The sequence below is a fragment of the Mycolicibacterium hodleri genome, from assembly GCF_025822245.1.
GTDB classification, from domain to species: domain Bacteria; phylum Actinomycetota; class Actinomycetes; order Mycobacteriales; family Mycobacteriaceae; genus Mycobacterium; species Mycobacterium hodleri.
The window spans coordinates 1-16,551 of record NZ_JACKTL010000019.1 but is presented as its reverse complement, the minus strand read 5'-3'; the positions used below and the strand labels follow the sequence as shown (position 1 = coordinate 16,551).

Genomic DNA, 16,551 nt, shown 5'->3' with positions numbered 1-16,551 from the left:
CTCATTCTCGGGGTAGCCGCTCCACCCCCATGCCGAGGCGTTCCGGAACGTGCATGCGGGCGAAGATCCTGGCCACCTCAGGCGGTCGCGACCCCGCGGTCAGCAGGCTGACCACCACCATCGTCAGGAACGCCAGGGGAACGGTCACCGCGGCGGGGTATCCCACGACGACCGCGGGCCAGCCGCCGAGCAGGCGGTCGTCGAGACCGCCGACGACGGCCAGCGTCGTCGCCGCGCCCGAGGCGAGTCCGCCGACGACGAGCCCGCACGCGGCGCCCACGCTGGTCAGTCCGCGCCACCAAATGCCAAGCACCAGTAGCGGACACAGCGTGGACGCGGCCACCGCGAAGACGAGGCCGACGCTGCGAGACAGTTCCAGCGACGACGCCAGCAGGGCCAGCGGAATGGGCACCATGCCGCCGACGACCGCCGCGACGCGGAAGTCGCGCACGCGCCCGCGCAGCACGTCGGTCGACAGCGCGCCCGCGATGCTGACGAGCAGGCCGGACGAGGTGGCGAGGAAGGCGGCGATGGCACCGGCGGCGACGAGGGCAGCCAAGACCGCACCCGCACCGCCGCCGATCGCGGCGCTGGGAAGCAGCAGCACGGCCGCGTCCGCGGTGCCGGTGATCAGCAGCTGCGGCACGAACTGCCTGGCGAACACGCCCAGCAGCGTGGGGAACAGATAGAACAGCGACAGCAGGGCGATCACCGCCAGGGCGGTTCGCCTGGCCGCCGTGCCGTCGGGGTTGGTGTAGAAGCGCACCAGCACGTGGGGCAGTCCCATGGTACCGAGGAAGGTGGCGATGATGATCGAGATCACCTGGTAGAGCGGATGACTGCCGCCCAGCCCGTGGCCGGAGGCAAGCCAGTCGTCGCCCGAGCTGGGGGCGCCCGCGACCACCGGGGTCGCCGAACCCGCGGCCAGGGTCAGCGTGGTTCCGTGGGCCAGCGCGTACCGGCCGGGGGCGCCGAACGCGGCGTCGTCCATGCGCACGCCGTCGACGTCGCCGGTGACCGTGATGCCGGCGGGTTCGGCGACCTGGACGACGACGTCGGTTTCGACGGTGACCGTGGTCTGCTGCTGGACGACCGGCGGCAACGGCCCGGCCAACGTCGTGGCGTCGCCGAGGAACAGGACCAGCAGCGCCAGCGCGGGTACGGCGATCGCCGTGAGCTTCAACCAGTACTGGAAGGCCTGCACGAACGTGATGGACCGCATGCCGCCGCCGACGACGTTGACGATCACGATGGTGCCCACCGCCACCGGTCCCACCCACACCGGTAGGCCCAGAAGGGTTTTGAGCGCCAGCCCCGCGCCCTGGTACTGCGGGACGAGGTAGAAGGTGCACACGACGACGACCACCAGCATCGCCACCTTGCGAAGCCACGCCGAACCCAGCCGGAACTCGGCGAAGTCGGGCACGGTGTACGCCCCGGAGCGGCGCAGCGGTGCGGCGACGAACAGCAACAAGCCGAGGTAGCCGGCGGTGAAGCCGACCGGATACCACAGGGCGTCGGCGCCGTACTTCGCAATCAGGCCGGCGACGCCGAGAAACGACGCCGCCGAGAGGTATTCACCGGAGATGGCGGCGGCATTCCACTGCGGGCCGATGCTGCGGGACGCCACCAGGAAGTCCGACGTCGTACGGGACAACCGAATCCCGTAGAAGCCGATGCCGACGGTGGCCAGGGCCGCGGCGAGCAGAGCCGCCGCGGTGAGCGGTGCGCCCGTCATCGGTCGCCGTCGACCACGCGGACGAAGTCCCGCTCACCCTGCTCGGCCAGCCGGACGTAGAGCCGACCCACGCCGTACAGCACCGGGTAGACCAGGACGGCGAGGACGAGCCAGTTCAGCCGGATGCCTGCGAGCTGAACGTGGTCGATCTGCGGAAGGAGTCCTAGCAGCACGGGGATCAGCGCGACCGCGCAGACGGCGACGGCCCCGAGGCGCAGGGCCAGCCCGAGCTGGGCCCGCACCAGACCGCGGACCAATGCGTCGCCGACCCCGGTCTGTTCTTGCACCTCCACCCGCGTGCGGATGACCCTGGCACCGCGGCGGTGGGCCAGGATCACCCGTTCGCGCTGTGGGCGTCCGCTAGTCATCGAGGTCCATTCCCGCGTCGCCGCGCTCCTGCCCCCCGACGGGCCTCAGGTTTCGCATCGGTTCCCGGATCACCCGGTCGCGCAGCTCGCGGGCCTGCCTGCGACTCACCGGCAGCTCGATCGCGGGCGACGCACCGTTGGCGCGCAGCCGGACCAGTACCGCGCCGTCGGTCGTCCGCAGTCCGACGACCATCCGAAGCGCCACCAGATAGGAGCGGTGAATTCGCTGGAATCCCCTTTCCCGCCAACGGGATTCGAGGGCGCTCAACGGTATCCGCACCAGATGCGCACCCGACTCGGAGTGCAGCCGGGCGTAGTCGCCCTCGGCCTCCACCCAGCCGATGGTGTCGCGCGGCACCAGATGGGTGATCCCACCCAGCTCGGCGGGGATGACGTCGTCGTCGGCGGGGTCGTCGTCGCGGCTCTGTTCGACCGGTGCGGCGAGCACTCGGCGGACGGCCTCGTCGAGCCGGCTCTGCCGGATGGGTTTGAGCAGGTAGTCCGTCGCACCGACGTCGAACGCCTCGACGGCCTTGTCGTCGTGCGCCGTCACGAATACCACCGCGGGACGGTAGGAGTAGTGGGCCAGAACTCCAGCGAGTTCGAGCCCGCTGAGGCCGGGCATGTTGACGTCGAGGAACACCGCGTCGATCGGGTGGCGGTTCAGTTCCCGCAGCGCCGCGGTGGCGTCACCGGCCCGCAGCACCTGGCCGATGTCGGGATGCTGGTCCAGCAGGTACACCAGCTCGTCGAGAGCGGGTGCCTCGTCGTCGACCGCGAGCACTACCAGCGACCTCACCTGAACGCACCTCCGCCAGCCCGCACGCCCGATCTGAACTTCGGGACCCGCATCAGGACCTTGGTGCCCGCGCCAACGGCCGTCTCGACCACCAGACCGTAGTCGTTTCCGAACGCCGCGCGCAGGCGATGGTCGACATTGGTCAGCCCCACGTGCGCGGAATGACCGCTCACGTCCGGGGCCCCGTCGGCCAGCGCGTCGGCAGAGCCGGCCCGCAGTACGTCGGGGTCCATCCCGACGCCGTCGTCCTCGACGGTGACGACGCAGTCGGTCCCCTCGTCGCGCGCGACGATCTCGACGGTGCCGCCGCCGCGGTCGGCCAGCCCGTGCCGGACGGCGTTCTCCACCAACGGTTGCAGCGCCAGGAACGGGACCACCACCGCGAGCATCTCGGGAGCCACCTGCAGCCTGACGGTGAGCGCCTCGCCGAAGCGGGCTCGCTCCAAGGTCAGGTAGCGGTCGATGTTGCGCAGCTCGTCGGCCAGCGTGGTGAACTGGCCCGCCGCGCGGAACGAGTAGCGGGTGAAGTCGGCGAACTCCAGGATCAACTCCCGGGCGCGGCCGGGATCGGTGCGGACGAACGACGCGATCGTGTTGAGGGCGTTGTAGATGAAGTGCGGGCTGATCTGCGCGCGCAGCGCCAACACCTCGGCGCGGTCGAGGCGGGCGCGCGAGGCGTCCAGGTCGGCGAGTTCCAGTTGGCTGGCGGCGTAGCCCGCCACCTCGCCGATGGCGCCGACCATGCCGGGGCCCGGCTGGCGCGACGTGACCGCGACCAGCACGCCGAGCGCGTCGCCGTCACCGGTCAGCAGGGGTTGCGCGACCATCGCGCCCGCGCGGTGCCCGGACATCACGCGGCGCCGGCCGGTGAGGGCGTCGGCGGCGACGGTCCCGGCGGCGTCGAGTGCGTCGGCCGCGTCGGACGGATCGTGGGCCAGGTGCTCGCCGGCCGCGTCGTAGACGACGACCGCGTCGGCGCCGGTGAGCTGGCGCAGGAACGGCGCCGCCCGGTGCGCGGAGTCTGCGTCGAGCCCGTGCCGCAACGCATGGGCCGCCAGCGAGGCGGTGTGCAGCGCGGCGTGCACGGCACGCTCGGTGGGGGTGGCCACGACGCGGCGGGTGCGGACCGCGACGACGGCGGCGGCGACGGCCAGGAGCAACGCTGCCGCCAAGGCGAGTGCGATCTCGGCAGGCATGGCACCTCGCCCGGTCGGAGGGTCTGCGGAAGTGAACGTCACCTTAGACTGACGCCATGGCGAAACTGCAGCTAGTGCAAGATCCCGTCGCCGACGATCTGCTGGAGTCCAATCCCTTTGCGCTGCTGGTCGGCATGATGCTGGATCAGCAGGTGACAGTACCATTGCGACTATGACCAAGAAGCCGAGAGCCCTCGTAGGGGCTCGCGTGTCCGTCGTCCAGGGCCCCGAGAAGGTCTCGCACCTGGCGCAGCTAGAGACAACCATCAATTGGGCAAAAGCGAACGGCTACAACGTTATTGGACAGTTCGAAGATCTCGGCGTGTCCGCTGAGAAGCGGCCAGAGGACCGGCCAGATCTCGGCAAGTGGCTGACCGGGGAGGGTGCCTCACAGTGGGATGCAATCGTCTGGTCGAAGATGGATCGAGCCTTCCGCTCCACGCGTCACTGTGTTGACTTCGCACAGTGGGCCGAGGCCCACTGCAAGGTTGTGGTGTTCGCAGAGGACAGCCTGAAGCTCGACTATCGGCCCGGAGCCGTCAAGGGCATCGACGCGATGATGGCTGAGTTATTCGTCTATCTCGGTTCGTTCTTCGCTCAGTTGGAACTCAACCGGTTCAAGTCTCGTGCAGCCGACTCGCACAGAGTGCTCCGCGGACTGGATCGGTGGGCCTCTGGAGTCCCCCCTCTGGGGTTCAAAGTCGTTGACCACCCTTCGGGCAAGGGCAAGGGTCTAGAACGCGACACGGAGGGCTACGGGCTGCTGCACGGCATGGCAGAGAAGCTCCTCGGTGGTTGGTCGTTCATCCGTATAGCGGCGTGGCTCAACGAGTCCGGTGCGCTGACGAACATGGACCGGGCTCGGGTGGCGAGCGGCAAGGCCCCGAAGGCTCGACCGTGGTCGGTCAACTCCGTAATCGACGCGTTGACCTCTCCGAGGACTCAGGGCCTCAAGATGACCGGCAGAGGCAAGCACACGATGACCGTGCTCGACGCCGAGGGGGAGCCGATCAGGCTCGCAGAGCCTACGTTTGACGCCGACACATGGAAGAAGCTGCAGGAGGCAGCACAACAGCGCAAGATCGGCCAGCGGACGCCGAGCAAGACAGCTAATCCCGTTCTCGGCGTAGCGGTCTGCGGTTGCACGGGCTGCCCAGCCTGTGGGGTGACCGAGGGGGTTTGTGGATCCTCGTTGGCTCAGCAGATCACCCGAAAGAAGCTCAAGACGACAGGCGAGATGAAGGAGTGGCGCTCCTACCGCTGCGGACGAACTCCGTTGAATTGCAACGGCGTGTCCGCACGCGGGGAGGACGTGGACTTTCAAATAGCGCATGAGTTCACCTACCATCGCGGCGCTGAGTCGGCTACGCGGAGGGTGTTCGTGCCAGGAGAGGACCACAGCGCCGAACTGGACCAGGTCAACTCGACCATCGATCGCCTGCGGTTGGAGTCCGACGCCGGTCTGTTGACCACGCCCGAGGACGAGAGCCGTTGGTTGGACCGGATGAAGGCTCAGGTAGCCAAGCGAGATCAGCTTGCGGCTATGCCGAGCCGTGCAGCCGGGTGGGTGACCGCGGAGACCGACCAGACGAAGGCCGAAGCGTGGCGGGCAGCCGACGAGGCCGGTCGGCGCCAGCTCTACCTGGATGCCGGTATGCGCTACGTGCTGACCCGCAAGGGCGAACGCGATTGGTTCGACCGGTCTGGAAATACAAGAATGTAACTACTACATGTAGTAGTTCCTAGTGGTGTCGGACACCAGGTGTAGTATGCGAGCAACGCCTCGGATGATCCTCGTCACCGTGGCACTCCCCTCTAGGAGATGAACATGAGCAGATGCACAGCACCCGTCGAGGGCCATCGGTCTTCATCGGCCGCCGCCAATTGTCCGGCTTGCCGTGGGCGCCGTTCCTACGGCTACGGTCGTTCGTCCTACTCCGCGCCGAGTTACTCCAACTCCGTACCTGCCCACCAGTCGCGACCGAGTGTGTCCTCCGGCGGTTCCCCCGGCGGCAGTGTGCGGCCGAGGTGGTCGTCGGGTAGCTCTTCGGTCAACTACACGCCTGCCCAAGTGAGGGATCTGGACAAGGTCCGCGCCCAGGTTGAGTTGCGAGCGCAGGCTCACCCTGAGTTCTTCGACGTGTTTCTCTGCCATGCCTGGGATGACCGGCGTGGTACGGCCAAGCAACTCTGCGACCTGCTGAAGGCCAAGGGTGTGACAGTGTGGTTCAGCGAGGAGAACATCGGCCTCGGCGTGCCCTTCATGCGTGCCATCGACAAGGGCTTGGCGAAGTCACGCGCCGGAATCGTGCTAGTGACTCCCGCACTTCTGAAGCGTCTCCCGACAGGCGGAGTTGCCGACAAGGAACTCTCGGAGCTGCTGGCTCGCGACCTGCTCATCCCTATTGTGCATGAGACGACGTACATGGCTCTCCGAGAGGAGAGCCCCCTGTTGGCATCGCGGAACGGGCTCGACACTGCCGACGATTCGATGGAGGACATCGCGATCGAGATCGCCGAGTTGGTCAACGTGACGAGGACGGTCGACGCGTAGGGCCGATCAACTCCGGACCATGACGTACTCGACGTGAGCCGTTCGGCGGCTGCCGTTGTAGATCATCGCGTCACCGAAAATGCTGTACCGCTTGCCGTTCCATTCGATCTGGCTCTGTGCGCCAAGGATGTTCGGGTAGTTGATCAACCGGAGCCGGTAGCGGCTCTCGGTGTTGAAACCTCCGTCAGTGTTCTCGGTCGAACTGATCGGCTGGACCACGGCACGGACCAGGGTACCGACCTTGGCCGCTCGGGTGTACGTGTTGCCGTCTGAGTCGGTGTCCGGAGTCTGGACCTCCTGGAAGACCTTGACGGTCTCGGTCCCGCGGTTGAGGAGACTCACCGGCCACCCCCGAGGTTCGGGGCGATGGAGAACATCCGACTCGGCTTGATGCCGAGGCGTTCCCACTCCGCCGCCAGGATCTCCAGCGTCCCGCTGGCCGCCTCGCGGTTGAACCGATACGAGTACTGCCCGTCTGACTCCGAGGCGTATCCCTCGGGGTTGCGGACGAGTCTCAGCACGGCCTCGGCTTCGGTGTCGATCACGTCAGCCGCGTCGATCTCCTCGGCTGCGATCTTCGCGTCCAGGTCTGGGATTCTGCGGATGAGCATCCGCTCCACCTGAGCGAGCCTGCGCTCGACTAGCGCCGTCTCCTCGGTCGTCAATACCCGACCGGAGACGGTCTGAACATCAGCGGCGGTTGCGTAAGCCATCAGTTCTGTTCTCCTCCTTGAGTTTTAGATCCGCTCGCGCCATGCGGCGGCTGATTCCTTCAGACGGGCCAGGTATAGCTCTCGGAATAGTTCGATCGTGTTCCTGGCCTCGATGGGCGACGCGCCCCTGCGGCGCTTGGTCTTACGACCGGCCCTACTCATCGGTCTCCGCGAAGTTCATCCGACCTAAGAGCGTGGCGAGCAGGGCACGCTGGACGCGGGCCTCTGCGATGAACGGGGAGATGACCGGCTGCCCCATGCTGCCCTTGACGGTCAGCGGGGCCTCCGCGGCTGCCTCGTCCAGTTCTGCGATCTGATCGGCGGTCTTGCACGCCTGAAATAGCAGTTCGAGCCTGTCTGGCTCGTTTTCCAGGGCGAACTCACCTGTGATTTTCTTCCAAAGGGCTTTGCCCTGCGTGCTCAAACCCGCAGGTGTACGCATGTTTCTCCTCAACTAACTGACTCTCGAAAAATAGGGGTTTATGTCTCGCATGATTCGGCACCCGCATAACAGACCGGTCCTGAAGGGGGGCGGGAGGGGATACCCCCTGGGGTAGGAGGACCTGTATTCGCCCGACTGAAAAGACAAGGTCTTTGCGAGTCAAGATCCTGCTGCCAAACTAGCTACTAACTCAGCCTCGACCGGGCGAGCCGGGCGTGGACGCTCACCGGTCATCACTGATCGGAGGAACATGAACAGTCCGTCAAACCCAATTGCCGAGGTGCTCCGCGGCCTATCCGAGGTCCGATCGTGGCAGGAGGATCTCTACCGAGACATCCACCAGCACCCCGAACTCTCCCACCAGGAACATCGCACTGCAGATTTGATCGTCAACAGACTGCGCGCGTCAGGCTACGCAGTGCAAGACAGAATTGGAGGCAGCGGCGTCATCGGCGTCCTTCGGAACGGTAGCGGTCCCACGGTGCTGCTTCGCGCTGACATGGACGCGCTCCCCGTCGAGGAGGCGACCGGCCTTCCGTACGCCAGTACCGTGCACACCAACGACGCCGCAGGTAACGCAGTACCCGTCATGCACGCCTGCGGCCACGACGTGCACGTCACATGCCTGCTCGGCGCTGCTGCACTGCTCTCCGAAGGAACCCAAAGTTGGAATGGAACCGTAATAGCGTTGTTTCAACCGGCTGAGGAAGTCGGTGACGGTGCGCGGGGCATGGTCGATGACGGCCTCGCCGACGTGATTCCGCCGGTGGACGTTGCTCTCGCCCAGCATGTGCTTCCGGCGCCGGCTGGCCTCGTCGGCACTCATCGCGGCTCTGTGCTTTCGGCCGCCGACAGCATGCGGATCACGGTCTACGGTCGCGGTGCCCACGGTTCGATGCCGCAAGCCGCCGTAGATCCGGTGGTGCTTGCGGCGATGATCGTGGTCCGGCTGCAAACGATCGTCTCGCGAGAGGTCGCGCCCACCGAAACCGTCGTCCTTACCGTCGGAAGTATCCAATCGGGCAGCAAGAGCAATGTGATTGGTGATCACGCTGTGCTGGAGGTGAACCTGCGTACCTATGACGAAGCCGTACGCACTGCCGTACTTGATGCGATCCGGCGCATCGTCATCGCAGAGTGTCAGGCGTCAAACTCGCCCAAGGGACCCGATTTTGAGCTTTACGACCGCTTCCCGCTCACCGTAAACGATGACGACATCACAGACAGGGTGAGCGGCGCGTTCGGCAGATACTTCGGCGAGCGGTTCAAGCCAATGGCGGCGCAGTCAGCGAGTGAGGACTTCAGCGACATTCCCAATGCCCTCGGCGTCCCGTACACGTATTGGGGTATCGGTGGAATCGACGAGCAGCAATACCGCAAGGCCGCAGATGCTGGACGGGTCGCACAGGACATCCCGGTCAACCATTCGCCGACCTTCGCCCCGGTCATTCAGCCCACTCTGGACACTGGCACCCAAGCACTCGTCGTCGCTGCGCTGGCGTGGCTCGCAACCTGACTCACTGCCGATCTGCAGGCCCCGAGGCGGGGGGAGGGTCCGATTCGGGATCACCGGAATCCTCCACGGTGCCCGGTGGGCTTGGGGCGTTGAGACCAAACCGGACGCCGATCATTCGGATGACGAAGCAGACCGCCGCAGCTCCCAACGCCGCTGGTAGCCCATAGAGACCCATCCGCATTGTGGCAACGGTGATCGCGGCGGCTACCAGCGCGGGGATCGCGTATAGCTCGCTCCGCAGCACCGTCGGGATTTGACGTACCAGAGTGTCCCGTATCGTGCCTCCACCCACTGCGGTAACAACACCAAGCAGGACAGAGGGCGCGATTCCGAGACCAACATTCATCGCTTTACTTGCGCCAATGACCGCGAAGACACTCAACCCGATCGCGTCGAGCACCGTGATAGGGGTTTCAAGCCGACTGAGCCGCTTGCTAAGCGCGAACGCAATCAGTCCGCCAGCAGCCGCGAGGGCGAAGTAACGCCAATCAAGAAAGGTGGCAGGCGGTATTGAGCCGATGAGAACATCGCGGATGACCCCACCGCCCAACGCCGTCATCATGCCAAGGGTCACTACGCCTACCACATCGAGTCGTGCAGCCCGCACAGCCGTCAACGCCCCGTTGAGTCCGAAAACGAAGGTGCCGGTCAGGTCCAGCGCAAGCAACAGTGTCGGCTCGGCGTGCATACACCGTCCCTATCACGGTTCCGGCAATTGGCAGCAGACATACCACTAGAGGCCGTGCCAGTATTGCGATGGGTGTCAGGAGGTTTCTGTGATGTCACGCGGAACATGGATTTGTTGGGCGGCAGCCGCAGTCGGGGTCTGCGCCGTCGTGGCGGCGTTCGCGGCCAGCTCGACGCGGGTAGGTGAGGGATTCGCCTTCGGCTTCGGCGCGTTCATAGTCTTCTTCGGGGTGCTGAGTGTCTTCGCCCACACCCGTGCCCCAGATTACTGGGGTTTGGTCGTCGTCGGACTAGCGATGTTCATCGTTCCGTTCCTCGGGAACGGCTACGCCTACGATCTCGGCGCTTCCTGGACGTGCTGGGTCGCCGGGGCATTGGCCATGATCCTCGGCGGCGTCGGCTGGACGCAGGAGAAGGCGCACACGGGGGACCGCATCAATGAGATCGGCGACAATCAGGGGCTGCGAAGCGCGTGGAGCTTCTGGATCGGCCGGACGGCGCTGTTCGTCGGCCTCGTGACCGTCCTCATGGGCGTTGCCTTGCACTCGACGGCAGCCGGGACAGCGGTCACCGTCGGCTTCGGGGCGATGATGGCGGTGATCGCCGTTTGGTCGCTGCTGGCCGTGGACCCCACCCACGACTTCCTGACATTGGCGGTCGTCGGATTAGCCTTGTTTCTGTCCCCGTGGGTCGGCGGGTTCGCCGACAGCGGGTCTGCCTGGACAGCCTGGGTGTCTGGTGCCCTGACTACGGCCCTCGGAGTGGCTGGCTACCTGCGCGGAGAGCGCCTGGACTTCGCAACCGTCGTCCGGGACGATTCGGCGGCGCGATACCGCAAGCGATTCCGCTGACCGTGCGCTCTGGAAAGTGTCACAAGGCGTCGCCCTTTGGGTCGTGCGCCTGAGAGGCTAGAAGGCCCCAGCCTCAAAAGAGGCTGGGACCTCCCCTGGTCCTTTAGCCCAGTATCCCGGTCACGTGATCTTGTACCCGCGGACCACGCCCGCCGGGTTCAGAAACCCGATGCCGAGACGTGAGACGGCGCGGACCCACTGACCGTCCTTCTGGACGTTCGGGAACCGCTCCACGCGGGTGCCCTTGCGGATGACTAGGACGACATGCGACGAGGGGATGCCCCAGAACTTGGTGTTGGCGTCGACCTGATCGGAGACCAGGACCGGCAGACCGGCAACCGTGATGCCGTCCTCGACGAACTGGATCAACGACTGATTCGAGCCGCTGGCCACCTTGAGCTTGCTCAGGGCCTCGGCCTGAGCCGGGGAGACGATCCACGAAGTTAGATCCGAGCCGTGGGTCTTGGCCGCGAAGCGCGCCGCGACGAACGGGTCCAGGTTCGCCAGGCTCGTACCGGTCTCCACGCCCGTGTAGGCGATGCTGAGCAATCCGTTCGGTCCCTTGGCGGTTGTGTTGGCCAGGTATGCGCCGTCGATGGCGCGGGTGATCTGGTTCGACAGACCGGCCGCGATCAGGTCCAGGGCTTCGGGAGTCGAGTCGTCGGCCAGCTCGTTGGAGATCGGGGTTAGGCCAGCGGTCTTGGTCGGGGTGACCTCGACCTCGTCGGTCGCACCGTCGGTCTCGGCGATGGTGTCGTTCTCGTTGTACCAACCGACAGCCGGGTCGGCGGTCCAAATCGGAAAGTTGATCTTGACCTTGTCAGTGCCGACGACCGTCGCGGAACGGGCCGCGACCGAGTTGGCCTTGACTGCGAGATCCACGGCCTTGCCGTAGTCCTCGGGAGTGAACGCGTCAGCGGTATTGGAGTGGAGCATGGTCATTTGATTTCTCCCTGAGAGTGTCGTGTAGCAATGGAAAAGGACCGATCTCGGATCGGTCCTCGGATGCCTCACAGAGGCTTGTTGCGAGCGGAGCCGCCACAGACGGCTGTGCGCTCAAAGATCAGTAGGGCTGGTACGTGCCAGCCTGTTTGAGAAGATCGGCCAGCGTCGGTTCACGCTGCAGTGGCACTCGGCCCCCGGTGCCTTGGCTCGGGTCGTATCCGGGAGTGAACCTCCGCAGACCGGGCCGCTCGGCCAGGACGGCGGCGACGTCAGCGGCCACCTTCTCGGTGTCCACCTCTCCTGAGTCGGTCAGGTAGTCGGCCACCTCATTGCCGCTCAGGCTGAACAGATCGTTCGCCATCGAACAGATGCTCGCTCGCCAGCCGTTCGACCTCGGATCGTTGCATCCGTTCTAGGCGAGCATTCGCGGCTGCAAGCTCCTCCCGGGCTGCATTCCGCTCGGTGCGGTATCGCGCTTCGCGGTTGCCCTTCTGCGGCTCTCCGGTCCCGTCCCCCAGAGGTGTGGTGGAAAGTCCGTCAGCGTGGCTCTCAGAGCTCGGGAAGGGTTTCTGGGCGGGTGTCTCGGTCATACGGAAAGCTCCTCAGTGATGGTGTAGTTCCCGGGGTTTCGGGGATCTCGGCGGCGGGTCCGGGACGACCTCCGCTCGCTGAGCCAGTCGGTCAACAGCATCGAGGCCCCTAGTACGTAACTGCAGCCGACCCAAGCCAAGTAAAGGGTCACTCGCTGCGTCCGGTCATCACGTCAGGCAGTTCCCACGCTGTGACGGTTGCGCCTGTCAGCAGATGGCCATTGCCGTCGGCCAACTGGATCACGGCCTCCGGGCCGGCGTGCCACACCTTCGGTGGGGCTCCGTGCTCGGCAGCCTCGATGGATGCCTCTGCGATTGGGTCTTCCATGTGGTGCTCGCTCCTCTTGGGTGGGTGTCAAGCTCGGCGGTTGCCGAGCCTGAAATGACGAGAGCCCCGGCTGTCAGGCCAGGGCTCCGGGTAGGTGCTGCGGTTGAGTCAGTTGGACCAGAACGGTCTGCGTGCTCGAATGCGTTGGGCCTTCTCGCTCATGTCTCGGTCATCTCCTGATTCGTACTGCGACCAGTCGAAGCTTGCGGTTGCAGGTTCAGCCGGGCCGAAAGGATGTTCGGCTCCCGACGATGAGGCGGCCTCACGGGAGCGGCCTTCTCGGCCCCGACTATCGGCACCGTTGTTCGGTGCCTCATTTCTTCCCTCAACCGCTAGAGACCGCCCGTAGGGAGCGGTCTCGAAAGGATCCTCTCGATGGTTCGGTGAATACCGAACCTCTCTCTGATCTGATCTAAAGGGATCTGATCCTGGATCTGATCCAGGATCTGATCCAGGATCTGTAGGTGTTCGCTCCAGCGGTCCTACTGAGTCCGCTCCAGCGGACCAACTGGTTCGCTCCACCGGACCAACCTCGCTGGGTTGCTCCGCTCCAGCGGTACTACTTCCCTCTCGAGGTAATACCGTTCCAGCGGTACTACTCGGCGCTTCTGGGACCAGCTCGTAGACCGAGGTTTTTCCCGAAGTGCCCGAGCCCTTGCGGGTCTGGGTGATCCATCCGCGCTCCTGCAGCACCGTCAGCGCCTCGGAGACGGCAGTCTTGCCGTAACCGGTCTCGGTCATCAGCAGCTTCAGGCCGGGGTGTGACTTCCGGCCACGCTCGTCAGAGTGATCGAAGATTGACATCAGCACGCGGAACTCAGCCCCGGTGAACTCATGGCCGTGAGTCCGCTTGTGCCAGGTGAGTTTGGAGAACGTCATCAGACACGCTCGGCGCGCAGTGCGGCCAGGTCGGCGCGTGCCTCGTTGCGTTCAGTCCGGTACTTGGCGTTCTGCCGTCGGATCTCGGCGAACTTCTTCTGCCACTTCGCGGGCAGTTCCAGCGCCGACAGCCGATCCGCGGCTCGTATCCGAGCCTTCAACTGACGGTTCTCGATCCGGAGGCTGACAATCAGCCGCTCTGCGCGGGCAGGATCGAACTCTTCGTCGTACATTCGTTTCTCCTCGGAGGGTATGCCTGCCACCTGGGCTCGGCATTCATTGGGGCACAACCACTTCAGGTGGCTGCGTTCGTCCGTCTCCGTTGTTCTGGGACGGCAAATCAGGGGCCGTTAGACGGCTAGAGCGGCCTCGATGGCGATCAGCTTGCGGCGGGCGTCTCGGCAGGCTTGCGTGTAGCGGCGGTCGCCAGCGCGCTTGCAGTGCATGCAGCGGGACCGCGATTCGTCGCGGGGGTGTTTGGTGCAGGCGTTGCCGTGCATCGTGTGCTTCGCTTCCAGGCTCGCCTCTGACGAGCCATCGGTGGGACGCCTGCCACAGACAGGCGGTTTCTGTGTCCGATCGGACTGATTTAGGTCAAAAAGCGGAGAGACCCCCGGTCGGCCTCATGGACTCAACCGAGGGCCTCTCGATTCCCACCCAAGGGAACGGAGCCGATTCACCGACTCCCACTCACCGCTGCGGACTTCGCAGGAAACACAGCGGAAGTTTTTGCGGTCGGGACCGCTTTGTCCCTCACTATAAGGGTATAAGTTTGGAACGAGATAAGGGTATAAGTTTGGAACGAGGTTGCTGGTCAGAGGTGCGGAGGGAGCTCTTTATTCTCCCGCCTCCGACGGTCTGGGGGTGATCCCGTCCTTGCTCGCCGCATCCGACGTCTGGCGTCATCGGCGTGCTTTTCGGCTTTGCGAACCTGGCAATCCGAGCAGGTCTCGGGCCACCGACCCCCGCCCAATGCACTCGCGTACCCGGCTTGCTGCCTGATCGAAAGCTTGCGAACGGTTGTAACCACTCCGGTCTCGCAGTGCTTGCACGGGCCTCGATAGACCTTTAGGTTGTCGATCGCGACGACGTACCCGCCCGTTTTCGGGACGTACCACCCGGCGAACTCACCTGGGTGCTCCTCTCGGTAACGCTCCAGCTTGGTTTTTGGAGGTGCTCCTACCTCAGCGCGGGCTTGAACCTCGGCGCGGTCGGCGTCAGAGATTCTCGGGTAAACCATGTTCACGCAGACACTGCTGAGTAGCTGGCGTTCCGCGACGCAAGGGGAACGTAGACCGACATCTCGACCTCTCCAAGCATCCAATCGATGTCCTGGAACGTCTGCTGCGTGGCCAAGACGAGACCGTGGTCTGCGATGAACTGGCGCACAGGCTGATAGATCGGCTTGGTGCTCTTCACAAGAGGCGACTCCAATACCTCCAGCCGCCGGTTGTCACCGTCGGCGATCAGCCATCCAGTCCTGCTCACCGATACATTGTTTGTCATCTTCTGTTGTCTCCTGTTGTTGAAAGGTTAGGGCAGCCCGTATGGCGAATAATCTCTGGCTCGCCCAAGAGCAAGAGGCCGACGAACTCCTGTCGGAAAGCCCCTTCGCGCTGATGGTCGGAATGGCTCTCGACCAACAGATCCCCCTCGAAGTCGCCTTCAGGGGGCCGAAGAAGATCGCCGATCGCCTGGTTCGCAATCGTGTTGTCACCTCTCAGCAGATTCCGATGGAGGTCGCATTCGCCGGCCCGCAGAAGCTGGCCGAGCGGATGGGCGGCGTGGACGCCCGCGCGATTGCCGACTACGACCCGGACGCCTTCGTCGCGTTGTTCTCCGAAAAGCCTGCGGTGCACCGGTTCCCGGGCTCGATGGCCAAGCGACTGCAGACGCTGGCGCAGACCGTCGTCGACGAGTACGACGGCGACGTCGTGGCGCTCTGGACCGCCGGCGACCCCGACGGCGCCGAGGTGTTGCGCCGGCTGAAGGCACTGCCCGGCTTCGGGGAGCAGAAGGCCAAGATCTTCCTCGCGCTGCTGGGCAAGCAGTACGGCGTCACCCCCGAGGGCTGGCGCGCGGCGGCCGGCGACTACGGCAAGGCCGGCACGCACATGTCGGTGGCCGACGTGGTGGACCAGGGCTCGCTGGAGAAGGTGCGCTCGTACAAGAAGGCCGCCAAGGCGGCGGCGAAGGCCGGGGCTGTGGGATCGTGATGGCATGGCGAAAACACACTTGAGCTGTCCCTGCGGCGAGGCCATTGTCGGCACCGACGAGGACGACCTCGTCGAGAAGGCTCAGTCGCATCTCTCCGAAGCGCACCCGGGCCGGGAGTACGACCGCGAGATGATCCTCTTCATGGCCTACTGACCGGCCACCGAAACAGCACTGGCTGTCGTCGATGCCGAGGCTCGACGACAGCCAGTGCTGTTTCGCGGAGGGGTCAGGGGACGACGGTCGACCCGATCGTCGGCATGAACTGGCACTGCTTCTCGGTGGTGGTGACCTGACCGAAGATGGTCGACATGATGCTGCCCGACCCGGTGTCGGCGATCGCGGTCAACGTGGTCGGCCCCGCCGGGTTGATGTCGGCCTGCGGCTTCAGCGTGGTGGTACCCGACTTGCCGGTGGTCAGGTTGACCCACGTGACGTTCAGCGGGAGCTTCTGAACGGCGGCCGGACCGGGTGTGCCCATCGCGGTGAACACGTAGGCCGTCTGGCCGGCGACGGGTCCCGGCTTGGGGATCGAGGCCGGGCCCGCGACCGAGATCGCCGCCGCCAGTACGTTTCCACCGTCTGACGCGCACCCGTTGCCGATCGACGGATACATGAAGTCCTGCGTCGTGGGTGCGTCCGGTCCGAAGTTGGGCGCGGGCGCCGGCGCGCGTGCGCCGTCCGGGCCGGGGACGGTGGCTGCGGCGGGCGCGGCGTCCGGGGCCGGCGCC

The 16,551-nt window shown here is 65.3% G+C and carries 21 protein-coding genes and 1 pseudogene; 7 read left to right on the top strand and 15 right to left on the bottom strand.

Going from position 1 to position 16,551, the window contains the following annotated elements; all coding sequences use genetic code 11:
- Nucleotide 1: 1 nt before the first annotated feature.
- From H7J06_RS05565 to H7J06_RS05550, 4 genes are read right to left on the bottom strand one after another with little or no spacing between them, the layout of a single operon-like run.
- On the bottom strand, nt 2-1,738 hold the full coding sequence (locus tag H7J06_RS05565) for a sodium/solute symporter (protein ID WP_264037652.1): 1,737 nt from the start codon (nt 1,736-1,738) through the stop codon (nt 2-4).
- Nucleotides 1,735-2,106, bottom strand: coding sequence for a hypothetical protein (locus H7J06_RS05560; RefSeq protein ID WP_264037651.1), 372 nt, complete (start codon nt 2,104-2,106; stop codon nt 1,735-1,737). Before H7J06_RS05560 ends, H7J06_RS05565 begins: the two co-directional genes overlap by 4 nt.
- Nucleotides 2,099-2,905 (bottom strand): LytR/AlgR family response regulator transcription factor, encoded by an 807-nt coding sequence (locus H7J06_RS05555; protein WP_264037650.1) that lies wholly within the window; start codon nt 2,903-2,905, stop codon nt 2,099-2,101. The genes H7J06_RS05560 and H7J06_RS05555 overlap by 8 nt, the downstream gene beginning before the upstream one ends.
- Nucleotides 2,902-4,101, bottom strand: coding sequence for a sensor histidine kinase (locus tag H7J06_RS05550; protein WP_264037649.1), 1,200 nt, complete (start codon nt 4,099-4,101; stop codon nt 2,902-2,904). The genes H7J06_RS05555 and H7J06_RS05550 overlap by 4 nt, the downstream gene beginning before the upstream one ends.
- A 56-nt stretch (nt 4,102-4,157) precedes the next feature.
- Here H7J06_RS05550 and H7J06_RS32590 point away from each other — a divergent pair.
- From H7J06_RS32590 to H7J06_RS05535, 3 genes and pseudogenes are all read left to right on the top strand, one after another.
- Nucleotides 4,158-4,256, top strand: a pseudogene (locus H7J06_RS32590) (HhH-GPD-type base excision DNA repair protein); the annotation flags it as partial.
- 17 nt (nt 4,257-4,273) lie between these two features.
- The gene (locus H7J06_RS05540; protein WP_264037647.1) at nt 4,274-5,824 is read left to right on the top strand and encodes a recombinase family protein; all 1,551 of its coding nucleotides are present in this window, start codon (nt 4,274-4,276) and stop codon (nt 5,822-5,824) included.
- A gap of 348 nt (nt 5,825-6,172) precedes the next feature.
- Nucleotides 6,173-6,655: a toll/interleukin-1 receptor domain-containing protein gene (locus H7J06_RS05535; RefSeq protein WP_264037646.1), complete on the top strand. Its 483-nt coding sequence runs from the start codon at nt 6,173-6,175 to the stop codon at nt 6,653-6,655.
- Nucleotides 6,656-6,661: 6 nt separating this feature from the next.
- On the opposite strand, the gene H7J06_RS05530 is transcribed toward H7J06_RS05535, so the two are convergent.
- The 3 genes from H7J06_RS05530 to H7J06_RS05520 all read right to left on the bottom strand — a co-directional run bounded on the left by H7J06_RS05530 (nt 6,662) and on the right by H7J06_RS05520 (nt 7,810).
- Entirely contained in the window at nt 6,662-6,997 is a 336-nt protein-coding gene (locus tag H7J06_RS05530; protein ID WP_264037645.1) for a phage head completion protein, read from the bottom strand.
- On the bottom strand, nt 6,994-7,368 hold the full coding sequence (locus H7J06_RS05525; protein ID WP_264037644.1) for a Gp19/Gp15/Gp42 family protein: 375 nt from the start codon (nt 7,366-7,368) through the stop codon (nt 6,994-6,996). The genes H7J06_RS05530 and H7J06_RS05525 overlap by 4 nt, the downstream gene beginning before the upstream one ends.
- Nucleotides 7,369-7,522: 154 nt before the next feature.
- Entirely contained in the window at nt 7,523-7,810 is a 288-nt protein-coding gene (locus H7J06_RS05520; protein WP_264037643.1) for a hypothetical protein, read from the bottom strand.
- 250 nt (nt 7,811-8,060) lie between these two features.
- Here H7J06_RS05520 and H7J06_RS05515 point away from each other — a divergent pair, with 250 nt between their 5' ends.
- Nucleotides 8,061-9,326 (top strand): M20 family metallopeptidase, encoded by a 1,266-nt coding sequence (locus H7J06_RS05515; RefSeq protein WP_264037642.1) that lies wholly within the window; start codon nt 8,061-8,063, stop codon nt 9,324-9,326.
- 1 nt (nt 9,327) lies between these two features.
- Here the strand turns inward: H7J06_RS05515 and H7J06_RS05510 are convergent, their stop codons facing one another.
- Nucleotides 9,328-10,014: a trimeric intracellular cation channel family protein gene (locus H7J06_RS05510; protein WP_264037641.1), complete on the bottom strand. Its 687-nt coding sequence runs from the start codon at nt 10,012-10,014 to the stop codon at nt 9,328-9,330.
- Nucleotides 10,015-10,105: 91 nt separating this feature from the next.
- On the opposite strand from H7J06_RS05510, the gene H7J06_RS05505 reads away from it, so the two are divergent.
- Nucleotides 10,106-10,864, top strand: a complete 759-nt coding sequence (locus H7J06_RS05505) for an SPW repeat domain-containing protein (RefSeq protein ID WP_264037639.1) — start codon at nt 10,106-10,108, stop codon at nt 10,862-10,864.
- A 120-nt stretch (nt 10,865-10,984) separates the two neighbouring features.
- On the opposite strand, the gene H7J06_RS05500 is transcribed toward H7J06_RS05505, so the two are convergent.
- The 6 genes from H7J06_RS05500 to H7J06_RS05480 form a co-directional block, all read right to left on the bottom strand.
- The gene (locus tag H7J06_RS05500; protein ID WP_264037638.1) at nt 10,985-11,806 is read right to left on the bottom strand and encodes a phage major capsid protein; all 822 of its coding nucleotides are present in this window, start codon (nt 11,804-11,806) and stop codon (nt 10,985-10,987) included.
- A 121-nt stretch (nt 11,807-11,927) separates the two neighbouring features.
- Entirely contained in the window at nt 11,928-12,170 is a 243-nt protein-coding gene (locus H7J06_RS05495; RefSeq protein ID WP_264037637.1) for a hypothetical protein, read from the bottom strand.
- 377 nt (nt 12,171-12,547) lie between these two features.
- On the bottom strand, nt 12,548-12,727 hold the full coding sequence (locus tag H7J06_RS05490; RefSeq protein ID WP_264037636.1) for a hypothetical protein: 180 nt from the start codon (nt 12,725-12,727) through the stop codon (nt 12,548-12,550).
- Between the two features lie 108 nt (nt 12,728-12,835).
- On the bottom strand, nt 12,836-13,606 hold the full coding sequence (locus tag H7J06_RS32585) for a MarR family transcriptional regulator (RefSeq protein ID WP_372515243.1): 771 nt from the start codon (nt 13,604-13,606) through the stop codon (nt 12,836-12,838).
- Nucleotides 13,606-13,839 (bottom strand): hypothetical protein, encoded by a 234-nt coding sequence (locus H7J06_RS05485; RefSeq protein WP_264037635.1) that lies wholly within the window; start codon nt 13,837-13,839, stop codon nt 13,606-13,608. The genes H7J06_RS32585 and H7J06_RS05485 overlap by 1 nt, the downstream gene beginning before the upstream one ends.
- Before the next feature lie 1,009 nt (nt 13,840-14,848).
- Nucleotides 14,849-15,094: a hypothetical protein gene (locus H7J06_RS05480; protein WP_264037634.1), complete on the bottom strand. Its 246-nt coding sequence runs from the start codon at nt 15,092-15,094 to the stop codon at nt 14,849-14,851.
- A 59-nt stretch (nt 15,095-15,153) separates the two neighbouring features.
- Between H7J06_RS05480 and H7J06_RS05475 the strand changes: the two genes are divergently transcribed.
- Both H7J06_RS05475 and H7J06_RS05470 read left to right on the top strand, forming a co-directional pair.
- Nucleotides 15,154-15,822 (top strand): HhH-GPD-type base excision DNA repair protein, encoded by a 669-nt coding sequence (locus H7J06_RS05475; protein WP_264037632.1) that lies wholly within the window; start codon nt 15,154-15,156, stop codon nt 15,820-15,822.
- Nucleotides 15,823-15,826: 4 nt separating this feature from the next.
- Nucleotides 15,827-15,976 (top strand): DUF1059 domain-containing protein, encoded by a 150-nt coding sequence (locus H7J06_RS05470; RefSeq protein ID WP_079922554.1) that lies wholly within the window; start codon nt 15,827-15,829, stop codon nt 15,974-15,976.
- A gap of 73 nt (nt 15,977-16,049) precedes the next feature.
- On the opposite strand, the gene H7J06_RS05465 is transcribed toward H7J06_RS05470, so the two are convergent.
- Nucleotides 16,050-16,551, bottom strand: a 502-nt coding sequence (locus H7J06_RS05465) for an Rv1157c family protein (protein ID WP_443678417.1), incomplete at its 5' end; no start/stop codon positions are given.

What these genes read in the sequence shown, in the direction of transcription:
- H7J06_RS05515 (WP_264037642.1), top strand. Translation starts at nt 8,061, where the DNA reads ATGAACAGTCCGTCAAACCCAATTGCCGAGGTGCTCCGCGGCCTATCC.
- H7J06_RS32585 (WP_372515243.1), bottom strand. Translation starts at nt 13,606, where the DNA reads ATGACGTTCTCCAAACTCACCTGGCACAAGCGGACTCACGGCCATGAG.
- H7J06_RS05475 (WP_264037632.1), top strand. Translation starts at nt 15,154, where the DNA reads ATGGCGAATAATCTCTGGCTCGCCCAAGAGCAAGAGGCCGACGAACTC.
- H7J06_RS05485 (WP_264037635.1), bottom strand. Translation starts at nt 13,839, where the DNA reads ATGTACGACGAAGAGTTCGATCCTGCCCGCGCAGAGCGGCTGATTGTC.
- H7J06_RS05520 (WP_264037643.1), bottom strand. Translation starts at nt 7,810, where the DNA reads ATGCGTACACCTGCGGGTTTGAGCACGCAGGGCAAAGCCCTTTGGAAG.
- H7J06_RS05495 (WP_264037637.1), bottom strand. Translation starts at nt 12,170, where the DNA reads ATGGCGAACGATCTGTTCAGCCTGAGCGGCAATGAGGTGGCCGACTAC.
- H7J06_RS05505 (WP_264037639.1), top strand. Translation starts at nt 10,106, where the DNA reads ATGTCACGCGGAACATGGATTTGTTGGGCGGCAGCCGCAGTCGGGGTC.
- H7J06_RS05550 (WP_264037649.1), bottom strand. Translation starts at nt 4,101, where the DNA reads ATGCCTGCCGAGATCGCACTCGCCTTGGCGGCAGCGTTGCTCCTGGCC.
- H7J06_RS05540 (WP_264037647.1), top strand. Translation starts at nt 4,274, where the DNA reads ATGACCAAGAAGCCGAGAGCCCTCGTAGGGGCTCGCGTGTCCGTCGTC.
- H7J06_RS05510 (WP_264037641.1), bottom strand. Translation starts at nt 10,014, where the DNA reads ATGCACGCCGAGCCGACACTGTTGCTTGCGCTGGACCTGACCGGCACC.
- H7J06_RS05525 (WP_264037644.1), bottom strand. Translation starts at nt 7,368, where the DNA reads ATGGCTTACGCAACCGCCGCTGATGTTCAGACCGTCTCCGGTCGGGTA.
- H7J06_RS05560 (WP_264037651.1), bottom strand. Translation starts at nt 2,106, where the DNA reads ATGACTAGCGGACGCCCACAGCGCGAACGGGTGATCCTGGCCCACCGC.
- H7J06_RS05490 (WP_264037636.1), bottom strand. Translation starts at nt 12,727, where the DNA reads ATGGAAGACCCAATCGCAGAGGCATCCATCGAGGCTGCCGAGCACGGA.
- H7J06_RS05470 (WP_079922554.1), top strand. Translation starts at nt 15,827, where the DNA reads ATGGCGAAAACACACTTGAGCTGTCCCTGCGGCGAGGCCATTGTCGGC.
- H7J06_RS05565 (WP_264037652.1), bottom strand. Translation starts at nt 1,738, where the DNA reads ATGACGGGCGCACCGCTCACCGCGGCGGCTCTGCTCGCCGCGGCCCTG.
- H7J06_RS05500 (WP_264037638.1), bottom strand. Translation starts at nt 11,806, where the DNA reads ATGACCATGCTCCACTCCAATACCGCTGACGCGTTCACTCCCGAGGAC.